Here is a 24,115-nt window from a genome sequence, read left to right as displayed (position 1 = left end):
AACTATTCCTTGTTCGATCGTTTATTAACTAGGTCTGTTGACTTAATAGATCTTGTTAAAGTGACTGTTTTTTCAAGAAGCTCCAACGCCTAGTTTCCAAAAAGTAAGACGCGATTATCATGTATATACCTATCACCACGAGTTGAATGATTCGAATCCACATGTTGCCAGCAATATCCCCTGAACTCATCAACGTGCTACCTAGTAATACCAATATGGTGCTGAATGCTGTGGCAAATATTGGTGCCTTATTAGGTTCAGTATAAATCTTCTTGCCCATATACAAAGCAAGTAAAGATATGAACAGAGTGTAGAACAGGATATTCGGAACAAGTCCCAAAACAGAAAACACCACAATGGCCATCGCGCCACCAATAGAGTTACTGATGACCAAAAATGCACTCAACTTTACTGACTTTTCACTAGTTATCATCAACGATAACAAAGCGATAAACATCATGGTCAATAACGCTTCAGAGATCTGGAAGATAAAGAAAAAACACACGACGGGAAATGAAATCAACATGGCTCTTATTGAGGCATACCAACGCTGACCTTTCGTCAGTGGTGATGGAGCAAAACCACTGAACTTACTCTCTTTCTCAGGAATGTAGATATGAACTAATGCAAAAATGACGATTGCAACGATGCCTGAGCTGGCTAAACCTGACGCTAATAAAACAGACATACCTGGGTTTGAAATCGCCATAAATGGCAACATCAAGATTGCAATGATCAATACAGTAGCAAATAGGTTCCATTTGGGGTCGGTAAATAGATAGTAGCCCCACATCATCATTAGCCCAACCATTACCAAGAGCGGAATAGGATAATGAGTAATCCCTGTCGACAGGAACAAACCCAACAACATAGTGACCACCATGGCGATCATTAGCTCGTAAATGGTTTCTTTACTTAGGTTCGGTTTGTCTAACAGAAATTTCGCGGTAAAAACAGGAGCGACAAATGCCAGCGGCCAATCTATCCAAGCCGCAAGAAACACCGCTAAGCCAACCCCAACGGTGTAACGGAGTATCTTGCTCTCGATGGCTTGATTGATCACGATACTATCGGACATAAGACATAAAGCTCACAAAGCGAATCCAAAGCTTTCCGATGGTATTGAAGACGACATTATCGCCCGCATAAACAATAACATCTGCTTGACCACCAATACGAAGCAAACCGGAAGCTTCTTGATGGTCAAACTCAATTGAAATTGGCAGCATTTGAGTTTGACGTAACCAACCGGTTTGAGTACTCGCTTGTGCTAACTTGCCCGCTTGATCGTTTTGTCCCCAATCAACCCCCCAATCAACACTGGTGACTCGACCTTTCAACACTTTTCCTGGCGCAAAATCTAATGCTACTTCAACGACATCACCCGCTTCCACATTGCCCAAGCTATTTTCACGGAAATAGGCTTCGATCCAGATACTTTCTGTAGAAACGAAAGTCATCAAAGGTTGACCCGCTGAAGCATAAAAGCCCTCAGATAAACTGAAATTTGATACACCACCATCGGTTGGTGCAGTAATCACTGTTCTTTCTAAGTTGAGCTGGGCTTGCTCAAGCGCTAACAGTGCGGCCTTAATTTGGCTGTTCTCTTCTCCATCGCCACCCAATTGCTGTTTCGCTTTTTCTAAATCAGCTTGTGCGTTCAGTACGTTCGCTCGCGCCGTAGCCAAACTTGCTCGGGCTTGGTCAGCATCAGATTTAGATACGACGCCTCGTTCAGCCATTGCTAAAATGCGGTTAGTCTGCAATTCAACAGCTTCCCTCTCAACGTTCGCGCTAGTTAAACGTGCTTGAGCAGAAGATATATTCGCTGTTTGAGCACCCACATTTTGACCCGCAACTTCTAAGTTTTGTTCGGCTTGAGCCACTGCAATCTGATAATCAACAGGGTTAAGTTTTACGAGAACATCACCTTGCTTAACGGGCTGGTTCGGTTGAACCTGGATATCAAGCACCTGCCCAGAAACCTGAGGCTTAACTGGCACCACATACCCCTTAACACGTGCGTTATCAGTAGATGGGATAATTCGGTCAGAAATGATGCTAAAGATAAGCATGAAAGCCACAATACCTAGCAAGTAATTGGTGAGCTTTCTAATTTTATCTGGTTTATTCGCCTCAACTTTTTCCTGAGTCGCCTCTTCTTTTGGCGACTCTAACTCTTCCACTGACGCGCTTTCTTTCTCTGACATGAAATCCTTTCCTCACAAAAACAAATTCTCCTATTAATTTATAGTGGGTAAATCGAGAATATGTGAAATTATTTTCTTAAATTATAACAACTTAATCGCATCACCCTCACAAATTCCAATTGAAAACTCTCCAATCCCAGTTTCGCTGGGCTATGCTGAAAGAGTCTGACAAACATAGGTATGAGATAAACAAGCAATGAGCGCCGATCCTAATGTTCCACTAGCGATGTTCAAAACAAGCTACACCAAAGTGTTTATTGAGGTTTTTGCCGAGTTCAATATCGACATTCAAAAGTTGCTCGAAGAATCTGGATTGCCAGCCGATCTCCTACAATCCAAAAGTGACCACGTACCGACCGAACCTGTAAAGCGACTTCTCTTTCTTATCTCAACTCAAGTGGGAGAAAACAAATTTGCTGAACTGATGCGTTTGGCCATTAGACAGAGATTTCTACCGGACGTATTAGGCAGCTTTGCTGCGTGCGAGACCATTGAAGAAGCCCTGAAACTCTGTAACCAGGTTTTTACTCAAAACTCTCCGGGCAGCTATATCACCTTCGAACGTGAACATGGTCGTTCTTGGCTTTGCAGAGCTGCAAAGTTTGAAGAGTCCAATCACTTTATGTGGAGCGAATTTTTCTCGGTGCTCTATATGATCGAGATGATCAGTACTCTCTCCAATCAGGATTGGGCCCCCAAGCAAGTGAAACTTCGTTGGCCTGATACCGACATCTTCCGCTCAGCGTTTCCTAGCAAGACTCAATTCTTCATATCTCAAGAAAAGACGGCGTTTTATATTGAAGATGAGATCCTCCAAAGACCGATTCATATCACAGCGGATGACACCAAGTTTAAAGAGCCACTTGTGGACTGGCACAGCAGTTTTACCGATAGCGTATTTACCGCCCTGCTTCCTTATTCACTGGAACAAGATCTCACGCTGGAAGACTCTGCAGAGATCCTCAACATGTCGACCCGAACTCTACAACGCAAGCTTAAGGAAGATAAAACGAGCTTTAGACAAATAAAAGAGAGCATCACCCTTTCAGTCTCTTGTGACTTGATGGAGCAAGGCCACTCATTGACCCACATAGCAAACCAACTGGGCTACAACAACATCTCTCACTTCTCGCGAGCGTTCAAGCGCATTACAGGATTAACGCCAAAAATCTATCGAAAATCCATTATGGGACTTCAATAACATAACGTTTTATACGGCATACAGCTTTTCGAATACAGGAATAACATTAGATTCAAAACAACAGACGCGATCTCTCCCATCCCCTTTTGCTTGATAAAGAGCGACGTCAGCCTCTCTGTAAGATTGAACGGCTTGTCGCCCAACTTCTGAGATTCCGGCGCTGAATGTCACAGCAAATGATTGGTTCAATGACTTAAATTGTTCCTTAAGTCGTTCAATCGTTTTGCGAGCGGATTCTGCCTCAGTGTACGGCATCATCACAGCAAACTCCTCGCCGCCAACACGATAGATTCGATCGGTCGTACGACAGCTGTCCTTAAGGTATGCCGCTACCGACTTAATAACTCGGTCACCCTCTTCATGACCATACTGGTCGTTAATTGACTTGAAGTGATCAATATCGATGAGTACCAGCGAAGTCTGCATATCAGCATAGCGATTAACGAGTTGAGATGTTAGTTGTAGCTCCTCATCAAACTTACGGCGATTTAATAAACCTGTCATGCTATCTTTTTCACTCAATTCAATAAGCTTGTTCTCTAACTGCTTTCGCTTGGTGATGTCATGGAACGTCGCGACATAATTGACTTTTTTGCCGGCGATATTGCGTAACACCTGTACACGAACGAGTACTGTATAGTCACCGCCTTGCTTGCTTACTCCATCAATTTCACCACGCCAGTAACCTCTTGATTTGATCACTGACCGTATCTCAATCAAACGTTCTGGATCGATAGCGAGACTAAAATCAAACACCGAACGACCACGAACGTCACTCTCGACTCTTCCTGTTAGACGGCTGAATTCCAAGTTCACCTTCTGTATGCGCCACTGTGAATCAGTGATCACCACACCAGCGACACCATTAATAGCGGCTTCTGTCAATTGGTCTCGAAATGTATTTGATTCATACTTAAGAACAACCTGAACAAAATAAACCGTCGAAAGTACAAAGAAGATCATCATAATGTTTTGGTATTCATGCAAATAAGTCATGATGCCGAAAGCCGTAATCATCATCATGGTAAGAATATACTTCAACATTCTTACATTTTTTTCTCTAATAATTCTCTGCATAAACAATATGACTGACTTATATAATAAAAATCGACTTACCATGATAATCATTTAATCTGTCTTCACTTACCATTTCACGCCAGATAGATTTATTTATAAAATTCCAACTATGAACTGAGACCTGTGGCGCAAACTGGTAAATATCAAACAACCTCTTTCATTACTATTGATATCGGAATTATCAATCCAACTAATAATATCAAGAGGTAATGATATGAGAACCATTGAATACAAAATTCAAGAAATCGGCTTTAGCCAAACTATGGTAGTAACCAAGGACGTAGCAAGAGTACTGCGTGAAGAGTACTTGTCTTATGGCTGGGAAGTAAGAGTTTACGAATACTACTAAGCTTTAAACTGGGAACTAAACGAAAAGAGAGAAGCCAAGGCTTCTCTCTTTTTTAACTAGTTCTAGTGACTTCAGCATACCTCAGTCGGCTCTGAAGGTGGGTCGCTAAATCGACATAAGTACTTAAGAAATTCACATCACACACTCTAAATAACACGATCATAATTTCACCTTTAAATATATTTTCTGTTGATAGATTGATAGTGTCATAATGCTTTTTCATGCTCTTACCTTTTTACGCCAGTTAATTAAACAGTCAGTTCGATATAAAAAAGGCACCTAGCTTGTTAACTAGGTGCCTTTCTTTATCCATCTTATATAATCTTATTAATTCAAAGACATATTTTCTAATTAAATAAGTTTGCCAGCTTGTTTTCAACCACCGGGGTAATATTGAATCCAATCATAAAATCTGGACGAGTCTTCTCATCTTTCTCTATGTAGTAGTTTGCTTCAAGACCAAACTTCCAAGGTCTACCCGCAATCACGGTTGTTTTAGTCACACTCACGTTGATCGGTATTTCTGCTTGGTCATTCGTCCAGTCATAAGAGAGCGTCGGCGCCGAACCCACGGTCCAGCCTCCACCTAGCATTTCAACCCAGAACAGCTGTGCAGAGGTCTTGTTGATACGCGACTCATCAATACCTGAGCCAGAAACGCCCACAAGGTGATTTGGGAATGCACCAAGCACACGTTCGGCACTTACTTTGCCCACTAAAAATTCAGGGCCAATAGCAAACTGGTCAGCACTGAAGCCATCACTACCGGTTGGTAGCGACGCAATCATACCAACAGCTGCAATCGTACCGGGTTCCGTCTTTGGTGCGTACGCAAGGTCGAATGAGATATCAGAAAAACCAGACTCATCATTGCCAGGGAAGTCATTGTCAACGTAAGACACCGCTGGGCGGAAGATGATCTTGTCTCCCCCTTCCATTGGAAACGGTAATGTCGGTTGAAAAACGGTCGTAAAGTTGCTGCCACCATTCTCATAATTGTCGTTGTATTGAAGCTTTAGGTTTAAGCTCGCATAAGCGGTATTTGGGTTTGCAAGTTCCTTTGCTGCCTTTTCTGCTAACGCTTTGTCTTCTGCATTGCCAGCCGCCATTGCGCCTGTCGCTAAACCGCTCAGAACAAGTGCACAAATTAGATTCTTTTTCATTACTAAACCTCAATTAAAAAGGAGCCTTCCTATTCGATTAGCTCCTTGCTTTCGTTAAGGTGAAGTTTAAGGATTTGTTGTTTTCAAAATAGCCATTTAACGACAGCAACAAAATGGAATCTCATTGTCCTGTACCCTTAATACGAAAGCGCCTTCGGAGTGACCGAAGGCGCTTTCAACTGTATTCGTAATTTGAATAGTGGGTTAGATAAATACTCGAGCTCTCACACCAAATACCCAAGCGCTATCCTCATTAGAGAATGCAGGATCTTTGATGTATTGAATATCTGGCGTCACTTGTAGGTGATCACCAAACTGCATGTTGTAGTAGAGCTCAGCAGTCCACTGTTCAGTGTTACCACTAATTGCTTTCGCATCAGCTTCAAATGAATCACCATTTACCTCGGCCCAGTTAACAGCAACACCAAGGTTGTTAGTCGCTTTTCCTAGCCCGAAGTACCCCATACCGACTGAAAGTGACTTATCATATATAGCGACATCCCCTTCAGAGAAGCCACCACGAACAAACGGCATTATTTGCGGTGTCATAAACTGACTCCACGAGAAGTTAACGCCCTTGCCACCTTCAGCTGAAGAACTGTTACTATGCCGTGTATCATCGCCAAAATCCCAGAGCGTAACGTGGAAGTTATCGGTATAAATTTGTTCTTGTGATGCCGTCCAGCCAAGCTCCAATGTTGTGAAGTAGGAAGCATCGCTGCCAAAGGCAGTATCAAAGCCATCAAAGATATCATCTGACTTGCCATTCGCATCGGCAATGCCACCCACGACATAGAAGTTCTCACCTAACATATGACCTGCTGATAGAGCTAACACGCCGTCATCGGGCAGACCCATCGCCCCCGAGCCTGTCGAGAATGCTAAATTAGTAAAGCCTGACCATGGGCTTGCAAGTGCATAAACATCCGCGTAGTTGGTCACATCTTGCCAACCCACAATAATCGTGCCCTTGCCATCGTTGATCTTCTGCTTCCAGTTTAAGTCTGTTACTCGAAAGCCCTGATCACTGAAAGCTGGCCCAATTGCACCAACATAGCCTAGAGGCCCAAAAGAGTAATCTTTCGGAGCCGTATCACCATAGGCATGTCGGTGCTCCACCTTCCACACCAAATTCCCTGAGTTTTTTGTATCTTTGCCAAGCAAAGTCCACGAGCCATAAAGACGCGCAACACCTGATGACGCATCTACGCTATCACCACTGGCGCCATCGCCTGACGTTAAACCTAATGCAAAATAATCAGCACCAAACGTAAAACCATCCTCAGCTAACTTCGCACGCCAATCCAGCTGCTGCTCTTTTTGTTGGGCAATCGTGTTTTCTACTGAATCGGGGCTATCGAAATTGGCCGCCATAATTGGTGCTGCCAACATAGAGCTAATAACTGCAAGGCTAATCGTGGATAGTTTAGTGTTCATTAATAATGCTCTCATTCATCTGATTCCTTTTGATGAGTTTAATGATCTAAATTTGAGAAAATTGCCATTTAGCGACACACGATAGAAATTGCCTCGCTGGAATCTCTCTGTGTCTCAGGTGATCCACCCGTTGATTAAAGGCACTGGCTGAACTAAAGGTAATCTTCTACCATCGTCGCTTTCATGGTGTAACCCATAGTGACATTGGTCTCACCATCAACCAAATACACATCGTCCGAATGAAGAGATGAGTTAAATTTCCCCTCGACCCAAACCGGGTACTGAACAGTTTCAACCTTGAAGCCCTCTGGATAACTTACTCGAATAATCTGATTCGCAGGAGGGGGAGGCATGTGGATGCAGGCCCCCGCCACAGGGACTAACAAAAATTCAGAGGCAACTAATGGGCTTGAAAACTCTAGTGGCACAAGGAACCCAGGGATACGAACAAGCTGATCATCATACGCAGAAGTGGTTGTTTCAGCCACTTTTTGCTCTTGTTGCATATATTCATTACGCAACTCAAATAACTGCTCGATATCAAGCCCTTGCTCTTTGAATTGCAACTTTATTTCTGCAATTCGGGCTAAACTTTCTTCATTAGTAACAAGCATTAAGGTGTAGACTTCTTGTAGAGCAGCTCGTTGGTTGTAATCTAGTGTTGGCAGTGAAACTGTTCTAGGCACATGGGGTCTTAACTGTTTCCAATCTAGCTCGATTAGCTCATCGGCCATGCTAGCGAAAGAGACTAAAGCGAAAATAATTAAAAGTAGATGTGACAAACTTACTCTCCAGTTCATATGAGAAATAGGGATGACCAAATTGATCACCCCAACCTATGGTCCGAATTACAGAGTATTTTTGTAAATCACACCGTCTTTCATTATTAGAACAATCGACTCAGGACTTTCAGGACGTTTGTCAGCCCCAAACCATTTTTCACCCGTACCCACAACAGTGAAGTCTTCAAGTGGGTTACCATCTAGTAATAAGACATCCGCGTAGGCGCCAACTTCAATAACACCCAGCTTCGCTTCTGGGTAAGGGTTGGTGAATTCACCAGTCAAGGTTGCGATTTCACCACCAACTGATGTCATTGCCTTAAGGGACTCATATGGTCCAAAAAAGTCGTAGTTTAGTTTCTTTTCATATGCAATTTGGATGTTACATGCGTCCACCGAACCAACACAGTCCGTGTGGAACCCACGCTTGACCGGACATTTTTTCATGTTAGGGATGTAGTCTTTAAAAGCCGCAGAAGCAGACTGTGCCTTACGCAGACTTGCAGGAACATTTTTTATTGCTGGAATATCGAAGAGGTTCGGATCAAAGGCCGTTAAGTTGGTCGTGATAAAAGCACCCTTCTCGTTCATAACATCAGCAATTTCACAATCAAACATAAAGCCATGTTCAATTGACTTAACGCCTGCGTCGAGCGCACCTAGAATCGCTTCCTTACGGTACGAGTGTGCCATGACATAACTTCCATAAGTTTCAGCCACTTGAACCGCAGCAGAAACCTCTTCAGGAGAACCCGATAACAATTGCCAAGGATCAAACGCAGATACGACACCACCTGATTGCATGTACTTCAACTGCGTCGCGCCCATTCGAAAGTTATTGCGGGAAAACTTCTTCACATCAGCCACATTGTCTGCTTCTTGGGCCATATTCAAACGACTAAAGTTGGTATCAGAGCCTGGAGGTGCGGTGTAGTTAGCAAAATCGGCATGTCCACCACGTGCGCTTAAGAATGCGCCAGATGGGTAGAAACGTGGACCAGAGATCTGCCCAGCGTCTATTGCTCTCCTCAAGCCACCATTTGCACCACCGGCATCACGCACCGTTGTAAAACCCTGCATAAGGTACATTTCTGCCATTCGTGTCCCGTGAATAGCAAAGTCTTCCCACGTCACATCGGCTTCCATCTTAGGTAGACTTGGACCCATTAACATAAGGTGCGCGTGGTTCTCTATGAAGCCTGGAGTGAGTGTTTTACCACTTCCATCGATAATCGTTGCATCACCAGCCTCAATCGCAGATGAAGATATCTTGGTAATGATGTTGTCTTCCACCAATACATAATGATCTTCATACAGCTTGTTTTCCGTACCATTAAATACATCAACATTAGTAAACAGTGTCGATGCTGCAGACACAGAAAAAGCTGCACTAACAGATACCGCTAATGCCGCTAACTTCAATGAATTCGCCATACTTCGTTCCCTTATCCATTTTGATTATCCATATCCATACCTCAAATCACGATAACTCATCAAATATCCAAATGACTTATCGCAATTAATTGGCTCCAATCAATAACTTAGTAGTGAATTTTAATTTACGCAAGAAAACCACATTGCCATTTGATGACACAATGAGGTCATGGACAATGCATAGATTTAATGGCGATATTTCTTACGATAGGCTGAAGGCGAACAACCAAATATTCGATTAAAAGAACGAGTGAAGTGAGCTGCATCCGAGTATCCATAACGGTTGGCTATCTCAGTAATCGATTCATCAGAGTCAATAATTCGCTTTGAGACCTGCTCAAAAACCAGATCTTCGACAAATTGCTTGTAGACGATTTTCTCTGCACTGAGCTTACGTTGCAGGGTTCTTACATTCATTCTTAAGATCTCTGCGGCAATTTTTATCGGTAACTTACCCATAGACAAATAAGGCGTGATTGCCAAGGTAAATTGTTCTGCAAAGGTCAGTGACGTAAGTTCGTCTGCGCTAAAACGCTCAGACAAAGGTTTAGCTGGTGTCGATATCTTAACCGGAGACCATAAAATTGATTCTGGAATTTCTATGGCCGTCACGGGACGCTCAAGGAAAAACTGAGCGAACTCCATAGAAGGCAATTTAGAAAAATCATCGATATCTGGACTTTGAATGCCAATCTTAGTTGGTCGCCAGTTGTCATTGGTTAAGGCACGTAGTAACTCAGCCATACACAGCACCGAGAACATTTCTGCGTACTTGAACCAGGCTTCATCTAGACCCGTTTTTTCTCGCACAAGCCACCAAGTGTTGCCAGCACTTTCTAGGTAGACATTTGCGCCCGTGTTTTCTTTCTTAAGTATTTGGCAGAACTGTTCTAGCGCATCTTTTACCGATGCTCGCTCAGAAATAACGCTGATGAAGCGTGGAATATACGTCTCTTTACACGAACGCAAAAATAACCAACCCAAAGAGTCGTTATTCAAGTGCTCCGCAAGCACTTCTAAGAAGTTCTTTAAGCTGGATTCAGGTAGATATTCGTACTCGACGTCGGTGTGAATATCATTGGGAATGGTGGCCGAACGAAGGAGAGCGTAGGTCTTGGTGTCGATTTCCTTAAACATCGAGGCAAAGAACTCGACGCTCTCGCGTGACACTAAAGTGATATCCATTTCTTTGTTGTTTTTCATCAGACGTTTCAATCCATTTAACGTCTTTTGAGTGTCAGCAATTTGCTCTCCTTGGTCAACTTTATTTGTTTCATTCATTGTGTCGCTCCAAAAGAAAGAATCCGGCCTATAGCCGGATTCTTTGTCATTCAATCTTAAAGCGTATTCTTAAAGATCTTACCGTCTTTCATGATGAGGTCCATTTCCGTCAGGTGAGAACCATCTTTCTTCGCGTCATTCGCTTCACCAAACCAAGTGTCACGACCACCAACCAAGCTAATGTCTTCTAGTGGGTTACCATCAATCAGAAGGATATCGGCATAAGCACCCACTTCGATAACACCCAGTTTCGCGTCTGAGTACGGGTCAATCCATGGCTGCATCAGCTCTGCAGAGATTCGACCTGATGTTGACGTCATTGCTCGAAGCGCGGAGAAGTTACCGAACATGTCTGCATTCAACCAGATTTCGTGAGCGATTTGCTTCGCACAGGTATCGGCAGTACCTACACAGTCTACATTGAATGCACGGCGATCAAATCCTGCGTCTTCAGCGGCCTTCATCTCTGTTTGATAAGTGTCGAACGCTGCTTGCGCCGACGCTAATTTCTTCTGAATGAGTGGGTCTTGTACCACTGGAATCGTCGCTAAATCAGGAGAGAACGCCGTCAAGTTGGTTGCGATAAATGCACCTTCCTTGTTGAACTTCTCTGCCATATCCGCTTTAAACATAAAGCCGTGTTCCAATGTTTTGACACCTAGGTCTAGAGCTTGATGCATAGCTTGCTCCGAATAGACGTGTGTCGCTACGTAAGAACCGTAAGACTCTGCAATTGCTACCGCCGCTTTCATCTCATCATCTAAATAAGAGTTGTACTGCCAAGGGTCAAACTTTGAAGATACCCCACCAGACTGGAAAACTTTAGTGAACTGTCCGCCTTGGCGGTACTGGTAACGCGCTTGTTTCTTTATTTCATCAACGCCGTTCGCATTCGTCATGATATTTAGAATCTCCAAGTTCTGTGGAGAATCCGTTAGACGACGCGATTGCAAGCCAACATCTGCGTGTGAACCGATTGGTGCAATTGGTGCACCTGACGCATAGATACGTGAGACCTCTTTCAAGCGGCCATCTTGCTCCATTGCTGTCCAAGAACCGTCTGCACCACCCACATCGCGGATTGTTCCGAAACCCATATCCAAATACATTTCTGCGAATTCTTGACCGTGAATCGCAATCTCGGTCCAGCGCATGTCATCGGTACCCAGTAGACCTTTAGGAATGGTTAGGTGCATGTGCGCATCAATCAAAGCGGGCATTAATGTGCGGCCTTCACCGTCGATAACTTTCGCGTCTGCAGGAACGTCTGCATCACCCTTAGTAATCGCAGTGATCTTGTTTCCTGTCACAATAACCGAATGATTGTTATATAGTTTATTTTCAGTTCCGTTGAAAACATTCACATTCTTAAATACAACCACTTGAGGCGCTTCAACTGCAGTTGGCGCTGTTTCTTGTACCGGTGCAGGCGCCGCAAATGAGTAAGCAGCTGTCATAGCTAAAGAAGCGGCAATCAGTGTTTTCTTGAACATAAAATACTCTCTTAGTTAGTAGTGGTGCTCTGAAATCTGAGGCCATAATACCCACCGACTAAAAGGTTGAATTGCCATTTAGTGACACGCAAGATAGAAGACTAAATCTTTTGTAAATCATCGAAAGATCAAAAAAGGCACCTCAATGAGATGCCTTCGAATACACGTTAAACTAATTAAATCAGCTATTAAGCCTGTGCTTTTTCAACAACCGTTTTCTGGTATCCATCGCCAGATAACTTCATCGACTTGAGATAATGAAGCTTACACTCGTTAAGACCCGCTACTTTTAGTTGCGAGAGATCATCGATGAACAATCGAGAGGTGAATACTGTCAAACCGTTGTCCGCAAAAATCTCTATCGAAGAGTTATCGACGAAGATGCGAATACGTTGCTCGTTCACTAAACGTTGTGCATAACGAACGCTACCAAAAGCTTCAGCATGAAGGTGCGTTACGCCGGTACGGTCAAGAATCAGCTCATCATTCGTACCAGCGAAGGTCATCTTATCACCTACTTGGTTTTCCAATGACAATGAGAACTCACCATCAACCTCAAATTCCAACTCGAACGAGGCATTCTTTAGCTCGGTACTTTCCTTTACGGCTAGAGATTCTGAACGCAAGCCTTCCAGTTCGGGTAGTGGGAACTGAGCAATACGATTACCTTCAATTTTCAGCTCACGAGGAAGCGTTAACATGTGTGCCCACATGTTCTTGTCTGTCGGATATTCACTCTTAGAGTTACCTAACCAGCCAAGAAGAATGCGACGACCTTGCTCATCTAGGTAAGTCTGCGGTGCATAGAAGTCGAAGCCTTTGTCTAGCTCAAACCAGCCTTGATGCTCAAAGCGTTGAGTTTCAAAGTCAATCTGCTCACCCACCATGTAGACCACGGAGAATACGTTGTTAAGATCGTATTTACTCTCGCTGGTGACCCCCTGCGGAGAGAAGATGAAGGTGCCTTTATCCTGCTCTTCATAATAGTTTGGACATTCCCACATGTAACCGAAATCTTCCAAGCCAACATCGATGTTGCCTAGATAATCGAACTCGTTCAGTGAGTGACCTTTGTACGCCGCTAACTTACCTTTCTCATCGATGCCCTGAGCACCAACAAGCATGAAGTAATTATCTGAGCGTGGTACAAGAATCGGATCACGAAACTCGCACGTGAACTGTTCGCGGTTTTCCTCGACTACCACACCTTTTTTAGTGAGGTTGCCTTGTTTATCCATGACAGCGAGTGCTTGCGTTTGATGAACATTTTTCTCTTCATCAAAACGGTTGGCGGTATAATAAAGCAGAAGCTCATCTTCATGTGGAACACCTACGCCGGTATAGCAGCCGTGTTCTTCATAGCTCAACTCTGGCACCATAGTGACACCACGGTCATTGAAGTTCACAAAGTCCTTCGTCGATACGTGATACCAATGCTTAAGGCCGTGAACCGGGCCCAATGGGAACCACTGGTAAAAAATATGATGCTCACCGTTAAAGTAGCTCAAGCCATTGGGATCGTTCACCAAACCGTGTGGTGGTGCTATGTGATAGCTTGGATAAAACGGATCATTTTGTGTTTTTTCAGCGATGCTCGCCAAGTAAGACTGAGAGACCTCTTCTAATCTAACTAAGCGATTTTGGCGATTTGAAAAGTCCACTTTTCCTCCAAATAGAGAGTGAATCCAAAATCAACAATGCTCCCCAAGAGCATGCTCTTAAATTTGGGGAGCGTCATGCGTAGTTAAATTACTTAGGTTCTTTGTAGAACAGTTTTGTCAGTAGGAACGCAACCAGAGCAGCGACAACCATTACGACAAGGTACATACCCAGACCACCGCCCAAGTAAAGAAGAATACCCGGTAGCATTGTTGCACCCGTACCCGCAGAGCCGATACCGGCAATCGCACCGATACAACCACCCACTGCACCACCGACACAACCGTATAGGAATGGCTTAACGCGAGGTAATGTAATTGCGAACATCGCTGGCTCTGTGATACCAAATAGAGCAGGAAGCGCAGCACCAAACATACCCGATTTCTTCACTTTGCTGGTTTGCATCATCATCACTGCCATCGCTGCACCGAACTGACCTGCAATCGCTGCTGTGCCTAGTGGGTTGATGTAGTCGAAACCTGTTTCTGTCACCATCGCAATCGTGATAGGTACGATGGTGTGGTGCATACCGGTTACTGCCATGAACTGAATCGCGCCGCCGTATATAAGACCACCGATGCCGTAAGGAATCTGTAGGAAGTAAACCACAACGTCAGTAATCAGCTTCTCGATACCCAGTAGCATCGGACCAACGAATACTAGGCCGGCGATCAGAGATACAAGCAGCGTAATGAACGGAGTCAGGATAAGATCCAATACTTCAGGTACATACTTACGTGATGTACGCTCAACCATTGCTGCAAACCAACCCATAAATACTGCTGGCAGGATCGAGCTTTGAAGACCGGTTACCATGATTTCGAAGCCCATGAATGGGATCATCATGGCTTCAGCATTGCCAAAGGCAACATCCCACTTATTCGCGAGTTGCGGTGCCACCAGCATCAAGCCGAGTACGATACCCAATACTGGGTTACCGCCAAACACTCGCATCGCAGACCAAGTTACGAGAACTGGGATAAAGATAAATGCGGTATCCGTTAACACTTGAGAAAGCGTTGTTAGCTGTGGAGACAGCTCAACACCAAAACCGTTGACGATTAGGCCACGCAGACCCATCAATAGACCCGTCGCCACAAGCGCAGGAATAATAGCCACAAAGATGTCGGAGAAAGTGCGAGTAACAGACTGGAATGTGCTCACGTTCTCTTTGTTTTTATTCGATGTTTCCGACGTAGTTTCGATGTTTTCGCCCTTTAACACAGCGAAAACTTTACCTACAAAGCCAGTCCCCAAGATAACTTGGTGCTGACCATTCTTTAAAAAGTATCCATGTACGCCTTCTGTTTCGCCCAGCGCGTCAGCATCAACCTTACTGTCGTCCTTTACAACTACACGTAGACGTGTAGCACAGTGGTTTAGCTGATCAATATTCGATTCGCCACCAAGTAGTGCGAGTACTTTCTCTGCAACGACTTTTGCGTCTCTTGCCATGGTAATAGTCTCCTAGGAGTACAAAAAATAACAACCTGTATTCAACGTGTATTATGCTAATACAGGATAAATACAAGTTGGTAGTGTTATTTTTAGAAAAACACCGTACTTTGTTCTAGCTCACACTTTTTAAAAGCTGAGAGAGAGAACGCTACGCTGCTAGAACGGACTTCGTCCTATAGTTCGCTTCGCTCGAAGACAAGAGTAAACAACATTGATAACACCAGACGAAAAAAATCCCGAGGCGTTTAAGCATCGGGATTCTTTTGGAATATCATGTTCTTGCAGTTATCTCAAAATCGTAGACGCTCGATTTATAGTAGACCACTGAATACTCATACACCTGCTCTTCATCTCGATAGTTTTGAGATAGGTTGATCAATATCGGCTCATCACCCTCTACCTCAAGCAACAACTGAATCTTATCGCTCGGTAAGGCAGGCTTAAGCTTTTGGTGAGTCTTTACCATCTCAATACCATGATGACCTAACAACTCAAACTTTGATCCCTCAAGATCTTGTTGCGTTAAGTTTGGCAGCATAGTTCGAGGAATATAAAACTCCTCGTAAGAGACCACCGCGTCGTTCACGTATCGCAGACGGGAGCCAAAGTTCACGAGCTCACCAGGTTCAATGTTTAGCTTTGAAGCAACAACACCATCGGCTTCAATTACATCGAAACTGACGACCTTGTTTTCAGTGCGCATGCCGACAGCTTCTTGTGATAACCCCGACATCGACAGGAAATCGTGCTTGAGCTTAGTTGGCTTCACAAACGTGCCCTTGCCTTTCTCCGCATAGGTGTAGCCCAGTTCATTGAGGTGGCTCAGCGCCTTACGCACGGTTACTCGGCTGACTTTTAATTGCTCGACCAGTTGATTCTCAGAAGGCAGTTTTGTTGATGCAGGGTAAACGCCTGAATCAATCGCTTGCTTTAAGTCTTCGGCAACTTGCAGATAAAGCGGTAACGCCTGCTGGGTATAGATATCACTCATAATACTGCGCTCTATGCCGCCGCTTGGCGTCTAAAGTGAATCTTAGCAGTTAGCTCTCGTTGCTCTGGTTGAGACTTTGGATCACTGATGAGGCTTTTCGCAAACTCGAATAGGGCTTGCGCGATCTGCTCACTATCTTGCTCTACTGAATCCACCTTTACAGGAAGACAATCTAGAACTGAATAGTTATCGAAGGTCGCTAAACGAAGTTCTGCGGTGAGAAGATCTTTTTCTGTAAGGTATCGCAACACACCTTCAAGCAAGGAGTACGACGCAGTAAAGACAGACTGAGGCACGCGGCCAAGTTGCTCAACTACTTGCCCCATCAGCTCGTAGCCTGATTCTGGCTGGTAGTCTTTACTGAATACAAAGTTCTCGTTGTACTCCAGACCCGCCTCAGCGATACCAGCAAGATAACCAGAAAAACGTTCTTTACTTGGTGACAGCTCTAGCTGACCACCAATGTACACACATTCCGTCACTTCTTTTGCGAGCACACTGACGACTTTACGGGTCGCAGAAGCCGCATCTGTTTTGACTGAATAGAACTTATCGCTTTCGACCACACGGTCAAACAAGATGACTGGAGTGGTTTTCTTCACTTGCTCGAAGTAGCTTTCATCGGTCATTGAAGACGCAACAAATAGGAGGTCTACCTGGCGGTCAATCAAGCTCTGAATAGCTTGCTTCTCCATTTCAGGATGATCTTCAGAAGAAGCAATAAGAAGTTGATAACCATTGTCACGACACAGGGTTTCTAAACGCTTTGCTGTGTTGGCAAAACCCATGTTAGCAAGGTCAGGAATAACAAGGCCGATAGTATAAGTTTGCTTAGACTTAAGCGCGCGAGCATAAATACTTGGTGAGTAATTATTGGCACGAGCCACCTCTTCAACCTTCTTTACGGTCTCTTCATTAATACGATGTTTCTTCGCATGACCATTGAGCACAAAGCTTACTGTCGACTTTGATACACCCGCTAGCTCTGCGATATCTGCTAACTTTAACTTCTTACTTGTCATTACTTTCCTTTATTGCAATGCGAATGCACGACGGTCATCCATATTCTGTAACATCATACTTGTTCCATCGCACAATCTGTACCGTGCGTCTTTATTTTGCGGTAATTTTGCTATTGAGACACGATTAATATAGCGAGTGATCACAGTTTTTAGGCGTTGGACAAAAAAATACACAATCCCATTTGACTCGCTAAACCGTTTTAGCTTTATAATATAAGTATAGTAATTGCAGATACAAGGTAAATTATATGAACAAGATTTGGCTAACAGGCGACGCAGTTGTCGATCTTATCCCAGATAGCGACACGACATACCTGAAGTGTCCAGGTGGTGCTCCTGCGAACGTTGCAGTAGCTATTTCTCGTTTAGGTGGCGACGCTGCATTCTTCGGCCGAGTTGGCCAAGATCCACTAGGTCGATTCATGAAACAAACGCTAACAGACGAGAAAGTAAACACTGAATACATGCTTCTAGACGAAGAGCAGCGTACTTCTACTGTTATCGTTGACCTTGATGATTCTGGCGAGCGTAGCTTCACTTTCATGGTGAAACCAAGTGCTGACCAGTTCATGCAAACATCTGATATCCCAGCATTTAGCCAAGGCCAATGGCTTCACGTATGCTCGATCGCGCTAGCAAACGAGCCAAGCCGCTCAAGCACACTAGAAGCGATGCGTGCAATTAAAGAAGCCGGTGGCTTCGTAAGCTTTGACCCTAACCTACGTGATGAAGTTTGGGCAAACCCTGCTGAGATTAAGCCGGTTGTACGTCAAGCAATCGAGCTTGCTGATGTGGTTAAGTTCTCTGATGATGAGTTGTTCTTCCTAACGGACACCGACTCTCTAGAAGCTGGTATCGAAGCGATTAAACCATTCAACAACACCCTTGTACTTATCACTCAAGGTGCGAAAGGTGCACTCGTTATCTTTGAGGGAGCGCAAGAACTTATCGCAGGTCAGGCAGTGAAGCCTGTTGATACTACGGGTGCTGGCGATGCGTTTGTGGGTGGCCTATTGGCTAAACTGGCACGCACCGTCGAGTGGAGCAACCAAGAAAACATCAATGCAGCGGTTCAATGGGCGAACGGTTGTGGTGCTCTAGCGACAACTCAGAAAGGTGCCATGACTGCACTACCAACAGAAGCAGCGCTTTTAGAATATATTTAAGTTTCAGCAAACTTACTATTTTCATATCCTTTTTGCCCCGATTTATGTCGGGGCTTTTTCGTTTCAATACCCCTACTCGTCCAAACAAAAAGTGATCGTCCAATCCTAAGCTAAGGTAGAAAAGTGAGGAATTAGGAGATCACCCATGTCGAGATTCAGCCATCACACACTCATTAAGTTATTTGCACCCGCGCTGCTTGGTCTTTTCAGCTCTAATGCCGTCGCTTCGTCTTGTCCGGACATTCTCAACGGCGAACAGAGACTGCTCAACTCTACCGAGACCATAAACTTATGCGAGGAATTCAAAGGCAAAACACTGCTTGTTGTGAACACCGCAAGCCAATGCGGTTTTACCGGACAGTACAAAGAACTTGAGGAACTTCACCAAAAGTTCAACCAGCAAGACTTTGCGGTGATTGGTTTCCCAAGTAACGACTTCAGACAAGATAGAGGTTCGGAAGAGCAGACAGCGAAGATATGCTATCTCGACTACGGCGTAACTTTCCCAATGATGGGAAGAAGCTCAATCAAAGGAGCAGATGCTAATCCAGTATTCACCAAGATCAGTCAGCAAGCAGGCATCACTCCGAAATGGAACTTCTACAAATTCTTGATTAATAAAGATGGCAAGGTCGTCGGTACATTTCCAAGTACCACGTCACCGATGAGCAGCACCCTAGTCAATGCGATTCAAGACCAGTTATAGAAAGGGAGAGTGAGGCATGTCTCCGACAAACAAAACCATGTTAAGTCTCGGCTATTTGGGGCTCGTACCCTTTTCTGTCGGATTGATTCTTACAATATCCAACATCGAGCTACTCAACCTAAACGGTGCGACGGTTTTTACGACCTACAGCGCAGTAATCTTAAGCTTTCTTTCTGGTGTGTTGTGGGGCAGTGGCATTGCTTCTAAACAGAATGACGCAGTACAGAATCTGCTCATTGTGAGCAATGTGTTCGCTCTCGTGGCTTGGTTAGTATTGTTAATTGATAGCAACAACTTCTATCTTGCAACGATGCTTCTGACCGCAGGTTACCTCTCAATCTGGTTTATCGAAAGACACAATATGAGTGAGAGTCGCAAAGAAGAACGCTCTTTTTATTTAACCATGCGTAGCAAACTCACTAGCTTTGTGGTGTTTATGCACGTATTGGCACTCATCTTCAAGTAAGCCCAGATAAACAAAAGCCCCACCAACTCGACAGCTGTGGGGCTTGTTCGTCACGACTTTATAGATGGCTTATTGGGGGATTAAGCCGTCACTTGTTTAGCATCTTCGCGACCTTTCAGGAACGCATAACCGAATCCCGTTACCGCCGTACCTGCTGCAATGGCTACTAAGTACATCAGTACAGGTGTAATTGCGTTTGGAATTAGTAGAACAAATAGACCGCCGTGTGGAGCCATAAGTTGAGCGCCAAACAGCATAGATAACGCACCAGTCAGTGCACCACCGGCCATACACGCTGGGATTACACGCATTGGATCTTTCGCAGCAAACGGGATTGCACCCTCAGAGATAAAGCACAGGCCAAGTACAAATGACGCTTTGCCCGCTTCGCGCTCGCTTTGCTCAAATTTGTTCTTAGCAATGAAAGTCGCAAGCCCCATACCTAGTGCAGGTACCATACCCGCAGCCATGATCGCCGCCATAGGTGCGTAAGTTTGAGAAGCCAGTAGACCAACACCAAATGCGTAAGCGGCTTTGTTTACCGGACCACCAAGGTCGAAACACATCATTGCACCAAGGATAATACCTAATAGTACTGCACTGTCAGAGCCCATATTGTTTAGGAAGTCAGTTAACGCAGTCATGATGCCAGCAACCGGACCACCAACGATGTAAACCATGGCTAAACCAGTGATCAACGTACCGACGAATGGGATGATCAGGATAGGCTTAAGCGCTTCCATTGATTGAGGAAGGGAGACTTTCTCCGCCAAAAGTTTTGCCGAGTAACCCGCGATGAAACCTGCCGCAATACCACCTAGGAAGCCTGCGCCCGTTGAGCTTGCTAGCATACCGCCAACCAAACCAGGAGCCAGACCTGGACGGTCCGCGATTGAGAATGCAATAAAGCCAGCCAGAACAGGGATCATCAACGCAAATGCAGAGCCACCACCAATGTTCATTAGCGCTGCAGCCAACGTACCTTCTTCTTTAAACGCTTCGATACCGAACACAAAAGAGAGTGCAATGATCAAACCACCTGCTACAACCACAGGTAGCATGTGCGAAACACCTGTCATGAGATGCTTGTACACACCTTTCTTCTCTTCAGTTGCAGCTGAGCTTGCAGAGCCTGAATGTTCATAAGTGGTTGCTTGTTCGAACGCTTTTTCCATTTCTTCGGAGGTTTTCTTCAGAGCTGGGCCAGTCTTAGTTCGATACATTTTCTTGCCGTTGAAACGATCAAGTGGTACTTCAATGTCAGCAGCGATAATGACCAGATCTGCCTCAGCAATTTCTTGCTCTGTCAGCTGGTTTTTAGCACCGACTGAACCACGAGTTTCAACCTTAATCTGGTGACCACGGCGCTTACCTTCTTCTTCAAGCGCTTCCGCAGCCATAAAGGTGTGTGCAACCCCCGTTGGACAAGCAGTGATCGCAACAATCTTCTTAACACCCGAGCTTGTTTCCGTTTTCGCTTCTAGCGTCGTTGCTTGCACCAGCTCAGTCGCTTGTTGGACAGCATTTTCTAGAAATGCCGTTGCGTCTTGCGTTACAGCCTTAATGTCTGCCTGATAAACTTTCTTACCCACAAAGCGTGAAGTATCCACCGACGTGTTTGCTGCAATAATGATCGCATCCGCTTGTTCAATATCAGAACTGCTCAACGTCGTAGATTCAATTACACTCGATTGGCATTCAATTTTTGCATTCCAACCTAGCTTTACAGATGCTTGCTCTAATAAACCAGCTGCAAGAATGCTATTCGCTACGCCGCTTGGGCACGCGGTGATAATGGCAATATTCATAGTAGTAACCTTATGTTCCTTAGATCATGTCTTTAACAGACATGTTTAAGTTCGTAATTGGAGATAATTCATTCACTTCAGTTTTCAGCTGAATAGATTCCAGTTCTTGTTGACTGGTTAGACCCACACCGACTTGGCTTACAGCTAAAGCTGAAAGCGCCGTCGCAAAGCGGAGTAATTCTGACTTTGGCATCTGTTGCATGTGCCCCCAGCATAGACCTGCGACAAGTGTGTCACCTGCCCCTACCGTGCTCACTACATCCATGCGAGGCGGCTGTGAACGTAGCCAAGCATTGTCGTTTAGCCACATCACACCATCAGAGCCCATCGATACCACAATGTTCTCGATACCTTTTGCACTTAACGATGTTGCTGCACGTTGGCATTTTTCTGCTGTATCTAAGTGCTCGCCTACAAACTCGCCAAGCTCTTCATCGTTTGGTTTGATTAACCAAGGATGAGACTCAATGCCTGCACGAAGCGCTGCTTTGCTGCTATCGAACAGTACTTTTTTTCCTTGTTGATGCAGTTTCTCAATCCAACCCGCGCACTGCTCAGGCGTTACTCCACCAGGAAGACTACCGGCAAGCACGAAGTAGTCATGGCTTTCAGCAAGCTCAAATAACGTCGCTTCAAAGCGAGCAATATCATCGGAAGTAACCTGAACACCAGGGAAATTGATGTCGCTTACTGAGCCACTTTCTTCGACCAATTTAACGTTGATGCGTGTTGCGCCATCCACTTCAACGAAGCGGTCCGTCACTTTAATGTCGTTAAACAATTGGTGGAAAAGCTCTGGGTTGTCTTTACCTAAAAAACCCGTAACCGTAACGTCTGCACCCAAATCGCTCAGCACCTTGGCCACATTAACGCCCTTACCCGCTGCATGCAGATTGCTTTTGTTAACCAGGCTTACAGAACCAACATTCAGTTGTGAAAGGCTACCCGTTAAGTCCAATGCTGGATTGAGCGTAATGGTCACAACCTTGTTTGTTTTTGACTTACTCATAGGATCAACCCTCACCAAGACCGGATGCGATAGCTTGACCGATGGACTCTAGAGCTTTAGATGCATCCACGCCTTCTGCAGTAAACTGCAGGCTATGACCGTGTTTTACGCCAAGCGCGATAACCTTCATCAGGCTCTTAGCGTTCACCGCTTTACCTTCGCCGTCTAGGTTTGCTACGCGAATGTTTGACTCGAACTTCTTCGCTTCTGCCACCAGCATTGCACCAGGGCGAGCATGAAGACCGTGCGCATTCTTAATTTTGAACACGGCTACGTTGTCATCATTCGCAGCTTCAGCAGCCACCACTTCTTCACCTTTTAGCAAACCAATAACTTGTTCGATTGAAGCATCAAGAAGCTTGTCTTGCTCACCCTTGAACACCATTTCAGACAAGGTTTTAAGGATCGATTGGTGTGCATTGTTACAGGCAGCGAACGCAACCAAAGCACGAACTTTCTCGCCTTGATATTCACAATAATTGGCAGTAGAAACAAAGGATACGCCAGTGCGATTTACTTGTTTGTTACTACCAACAAGCCATAGTCCTTTACCTAGGTGAGTCGGTTCTTTCGTTACCAAATCAGCCACGAACTCGCTTTCTGCGCAGCCTGTATTTTTCAGTAAACCGCCAGCAACGGCGCTCATTTGAACCATATCGCTTGCAGGGAATAACAACTGCACCAGAGACGCATCAAAATCAGCCTCAAGCTGAATATCACCATGCAGTAGTGCAATGATATCTTGTGCCGAACTTGCATTGCGCAGACGCTCTTCTACACCGTCGGCACCAAGCACTTTAGTAAGCTGCTTGAGAATGCCTAAATGTTCATCCGATTTTGCAGCGATACCAATTGCCACATACACAGTATTACCATCACCCCATTCAACCCCTTGTGGGAAGTGGTGAACGGCTACGCCTGTGGTTTTTACCATCTCACGGGTGTCTGTGGTACCGTGTGGAATCGCAATACCGTTGCCCAAAAACGTCGAGTTCTGGTTTTCACGGTTTAGCATTCCTTCAACATAACCCTGTTCTACCTGGCCTTTATCCGTAAGGGACTGAGCAATGTTCTTGATCGCTTCAAACTTATTTGACGCTGATTGCGCGAGGGTGATGTCATCGTTGTTTAGCTTAAGCATGGGCTCTCCAACCTAAGTTATCTGTTATACAAAGCAGCACTAGCCGCTGCCTTGATTACATCTTGTTGATACTGTTTCGCCGAGGAACTGAATCGATTCAGCAAATAGTTAAATAAAAAATGGTTCTTTACTTTAAAGAACTCAGAAAAACTCTGAATTGATTACAGAACACTCAATTTGGTGAGCTATCTCTACTTTCGAGCTTTGCTGAATCCTTTCAGCTTTTATACTGAATCGATTCAGCTTATAATTCAACTTATCC

At 44.7% G+C, this 24,115-nt stretch carries 21 protein-coding genes; 5 read left to right on the top strand and 16 right to left on the bottom strand.

From position 1 onward, the window contains the following. Positions 1–55: 55 nt before the first annotated feature. Entirely contained in the window at positions 56–1,078 is a 1,023-nt protein-coding gene (locus DPF91_RS14215) for a DUF2955 domain-containing protein (protein WP_117235090.1), read from the bottom strand. Next, positions 1,068–2,210, bottom strand: coding sequence for an HlyD family secretion protein (locus DPF91_RS14210; RefSeq protein ID WP_117235089.1), 1,143 nt, complete (start codon positions 2,208–2,210; stop codon positions 1,068–1,070). Before DPF91_RS14210 ends, DPF91_RS14215 begins: the two co-directional genes overlap by 11 nt. Positions 2,211–2,406: 196 nt before the next feature. Here DPF91_RS14210 and DPF91_RS14205 point away from each other — a divergent pair, with 196 nt between their 5' ends. After that, entirely contained in the window at positions 2,407–3,411 is a 1,005-nt protein-coding gene (locus DPF91_RS14205) for an AraC family transcriptional regulator (RefSeq protein WP_117235088.1), read from the top strand. Between the two features lie 9 nt (positions 3,412–3,420). Here DPF91_RS14205 and DPF91_RS14200 read toward each other — a convergent pair whose 3' ends face one another. Further along, a complete protein-coding gene (locus DPF91_RS14200; protein ID WP_164684184.1) occupies positions 3,421–4,455 on the bottom strand; it encodes a sensor domain-containing diguanylate cyclase in 1,035 nt (344 codons plus the stop codon). 247 nt (positions 4,456–4,702) lie between these two features. On the opposite strand from DPF91_RS14200, the gene DPF91_RS22350 reads away from it, so the two are divergent. Further along, complete coding sequence (locus DPF91_RS22350; protein ID WP_277392944.1) at positions 4,703–4,837, top strand: hypothetical protein; 135 nt, start codon at positions 4,703–4,705, stop codon at positions 4,835–4,837. 347 nt (positions 4,838–5,184) lie between these two features. On the opposite strand, the gene DPF91_RS14195 is transcribed toward DPF91_RS22350, so the two are convergent. From DPF91_RS14195 to DPF91_RS14150, 10 genes are all read right to left on the bottom strand, one after another. Beyond that, entirely contained in the window at positions 5,185–6,000 is an 816-nt protein-coding gene (locus DPF91_RS14195) for a hypothetical protein (protein WP_117235086.1), read from the bottom strand. Between the two features lie 204 nt (positions 6,001–6,204). Next, positions 6,205–7,392 (bottom strand): carbohydrate porin, encoded by a 1,188-nt coding sequence (locus DPF91_RS14190; RefSeq protein WP_420855606.1) that lies wholly within the window; start codon positions 7,390–7,392, stop codon positions 6,205–6,207. A gap of 197 nt (positions 7,393–7,589) precedes the next feature. Continuing rightward, positions 7,590–8,219 (bottom strand): DUF3299 domain-containing protein, encoded by a 630-nt coding sequence (locus tag DPF91_RS14185; RefSeq protein WP_241033829.1) that lies wholly within the window; start codon positions 8,217–8,219, stop codon positions 7,590–7,592. A 66-nt stretch (positions 8,220–8,285) separates the two neighbouring features. Then, a complete protein-coding gene (locus tag DPF91_RS14180) occupies positions 8,286–9,653 on the bottom strand; it encodes a metal-dependent hydrolase family protein (RefSeq protein ID WP_117235084.1) in 1,368 nt (455 codons plus the stop codon). Positions 9,654–9,839: 186 nt separating this feature from the next. Then, a complete protein-coding gene (locus DPF91_RS14175; protein ID WP_241033828.1) occupies positions 9,840–10,934 on the bottom strand; it encodes a helix-turn-helix domain-containing protein in 1,095 nt (364 codons plus the stop codon). 56 nt (positions 10,935–10,990) lie between these two features. Beyond that, complete coding sequence (locus DPF91_RS14170; protein WP_117235083.1) at positions 10,991–12,427, bottom strand: amidohydrolase family protein; 1,437 nt, start codon at positions 12,425–12,427, stop codon at positions 10,991–10,993. Positions 12,428–12,615: 188 nt separating this feature from the next. Further along, positions 12,616–14,088, bottom strand: coding sequence for a sucrose-6-phosphate hydrolase (locus DPF91_RS14165; RefSeq protein WP_117235082.1), 1,473 nt, complete (start codon positions 14,086–14,088; stop codon positions 12,616–12,618). Positions 14,089–14,176: 88 nt separating this feature from the next. Then, entirely contained in the window at positions 14,177–15,541 is a 1,365-nt protein-coding gene (locus tag DPF91_RS14160; protein ID WP_117235081.1) for a PTS transporter subunit EIIC, read from the bottom strand. Between the two features lie 274 nt (positions 15,542–15,815). Continuing rightward, a complete protein-coding gene (locus tag DPF91_RS14155) occupies positions 15,816–16,535 on the bottom strand; it encodes a GntR family transcriptional regulator (protein ID WP_117235080.1) in 720 nt (239 codons plus the stop codon). Between the two features lie 11 nt (positions 16,536–16,546). Beyond that, the gene (locus DPF91_RS14150) at positions 16,547–17,557 is read right to left on the bottom strand and encodes a LacI family DNA-binding transcriptional regulator (protein WP_117235079.1); all 1,011 of its coding nucleotides are present in this window, start codon (positions 17,555–17,557) and stop codon (positions 16,547–16,549) included. 248 nt (positions 17,558–17,805) lie between these two features. Here DPF91_RS14150 and DPF91_RS14145 point away from each other — a divergent pair, with 248 nt between their 5' ends. From DPF91_RS14145 to DPF91_RS14135, 3 genes are all read left to right on the top strand, one after another. After that, entirely contained in the window at positions 17,806–18,723 is a 918-nt protein-coding gene (locus tag DPF91_RS14145) for an aminoimidazole riboside kinase (protein WP_117235078.1), read from the top strand. Between the two features lie 145 nt (positions 18,724–18,868). After that, positions 18,869–19,429, top strand: a complete 561-nt coding sequence (locus DPF91_RS14140) for a glutathione peroxidase (RefSeq protein WP_117235077.1) — start codon at positions 18,869–18,871, stop codon at positions 19,427–19,429. 16 nt (positions 19,430–19,445) lie between these two features. Then, the gene (locus tag DPF91_RS14135) at positions 19,446–19,895 is read left to right on the top strand and encodes a DUF3429 domain-containing protein (RefSeq protein WP_117235076.1); all 450 of its coding nucleotides are present in this window, start codon (positions 19,446–19,448) and stop codon (positions 19,893–19,895) included. 80 nt (positions 19,896–19,975) lie between these two features. On the opposite strand, the gene fruA is transcribed toward DPF91_RS14135, so the two are convergent. The 3 genes from fruA to fruB are packed head-to-tail and all read right to left on the bottom strand — an operon-like array spanning position 19,976 to position 23,853. Beyond that, complete coding sequence (gene fruA, locus DPF91_RS14130; RefSeq protein ID WP_117235075.1) at positions 19,976–21,703, bottom strand: PTS fructose transporter subunit IIBC; 1,728 nt, start codon at positions 21,701–21,703, stop codon at positions 19,976–19,978. Positions 21,704–21,722: 19 nt separating this feature from the next. Then, the gene (gene pfkB / locus DPF91_RS14125; protein ID WP_117235074.1) at positions 21,723–22,712 is read right to left on the bottom strand and encodes a 1-phosphofructokinase; all 990 of its coding nucleotides are present in this window, start codon (positions 22,710–22,712) and stop codon (positions 21,723–21,725) included. A 4-nt stretch (positions 22,713–22,716) separates the two neighbouring features. After that, positions 22,717–23,853, bottom strand: coding sequence for a fused PTS fructose transporter subunit IIA/HPr protein (gene fruB / locus DPF91_RS14120; RefSeq protein WP_117235073.1), 1,137 nt, complete (start codon positions 23,851–23,853; stop codon positions 22,717–22,719). Positions 23,854–24,115 lie beyond the last annotated feature (262 nt).

The sequence above is a fragment of the Vibrio maerlii genome, assembly GCF_003415655.1.
In the GTDB taxonomy this organism is placed as follows: domain Bacteria; phylum Pseudomonadota; class Gammaproteobacteria; order Enterobacterales; family Vibrionaceae; genus Vibrio; species Vibrio maerlii.
Note: the sequence above shows the minus strand (reverse complement) of the source record. Positions and strands in the feature narration are given on the sequence as shown.

Excerpts from the sequence above, each read along its gene's own strand:
- DPF91_RS14215 (WP_117235090.1), bottom strand. The coding sequence starts at position 1,078 with ATGTCCGATAGTATCGTGATCAATCAAGCCATCGAGAGCAAGATACTC.
- DPF91_RS14210 (WP_117235089.1), bottom strand. The coding sequence starts at position 2,210 with ATGTCAGAGAAAGAAAGCGCGTCAGTGGAAGAGTTAGAGTCGCCAAAA.
- DPF91_RS14205 (WP_117235088.1), top strand. The coding sequence starts at position 2,407 with ATGAGCGCCGATCCTAATGTTCCACTAGCGATGTTCAAAACAAGCTAC.
- DPF91_RS14200 (WP_164684184.1), bottom strand. The coding sequence starts at position 4,455 with ATGTTGAAGTATATTCTTACCATGATGATGATTACGGCTTTCGGCATC.
- DPF91_RS22350 (WP_277392944.1), top strand. The coding sequence starts at position 4,703 with ATGAGAACCATTGAATACAAAATTCAAGAAATCGGCTTTAGCCAAACT.
- DPF91_RS14195 (WP_117235086.1), bottom strand. The coding sequence starts at position 6,000 with ATGAAAAAGAATCTAATTTGTGCACTTGTTCTGAGCGGTTTAGCGACA.
- DPF91_RS14190 (WP_420855606.1), bottom strand. The coding sequence starts at position 7,392 with ATGTTGGCAGCACCAATTATGGCGGCCAATTTCGATAGCCCCGATTCA.
- DPF91_RS14180 (WP_117235084.1), bottom strand. The coding sequence starts at position 9,653 with ATGGCGAATTCATTGAAGTTAGCGGCATTAGCGGTATCTGTTAGTGCA.
- DPF91_RS14175 (WP_241033828.1), bottom strand. The coding sequence starts at position 10,934 with ATGAATGAAACAAATAAAGTTGACCAAGGAGAGCAAATTGCTGACACT.
- DPF91_RS14170 (WP_117235083.1), bottom strand. The coding sequence starts at position 12,427 with ATGTTCAAGAAAACACTGATTGCCGCTTCTTTAGCTATGACAGCTGCT.
- DPF91_RS14160 (WP_117235081.1), bottom strand. The coding sequence starts at position 15,541 with ATGGCAAGAGACGCAAAAGTCGTTGCAGAGAAAGTACTCGCACTACTT.
- DPF91_RS14155 (WP_117235080.1), bottom strand. The coding sequence starts at position 16,535 with ATGAGTGATATCTATACCCAGCAGGCGTTACCGCTTTATCTGCAAGTT.
- DPF91_RS14150 (WP_117235079.1), bottom strand. The coding sequence starts at position 17,557 with ATGACAAGTAAGAAGTTAAAGTTAGCAGATATCGCAGAGCTAGCGGGT.
- DPF91_RS14145 (WP_117235078.1), top strand. The coding sequence starts at position 17,806 with ATGAACAAGATTTGGCTAACAGGCGACGCAGTTGTCGATCTTATCCCA.
- DPF91_RS14140 (WP_117235077.1), top strand. The coding sequence starts at position 18,869 with ATGTCGAGATTCAGCCATCACACACTCATTAAGTTATTTGCACCCGCG.
- DPF91_RS14135 (WP_117235076.1), top strand. The coding sequence starts at position 19,446 with ATGTCTCCGACAAACAAAACCATGTTAAGTCTCGGCTATTTGGGGCTC.
- fruA (WP_117235075.1), bottom strand. The coding sequence starts at position 21,703 with ATGAATATTGCCATTATCACCGCGTGCCCAAGCGGCGTAGCGAATAGC.
- pfkB (WP_117235074.1), bottom strand. The coding sequence starts at position 22,712 with ATGAGTAAGTCAAAAACAAACAAGGTTGTGACCATTACGCTCAATCCA.
- fruB (WP_117235073.1), bottom strand. The coding sequence starts at position 23,853 with ATGCTTAAGCTAAACAACGATGACATCACCCTCGCGCAATCAGCGTCA.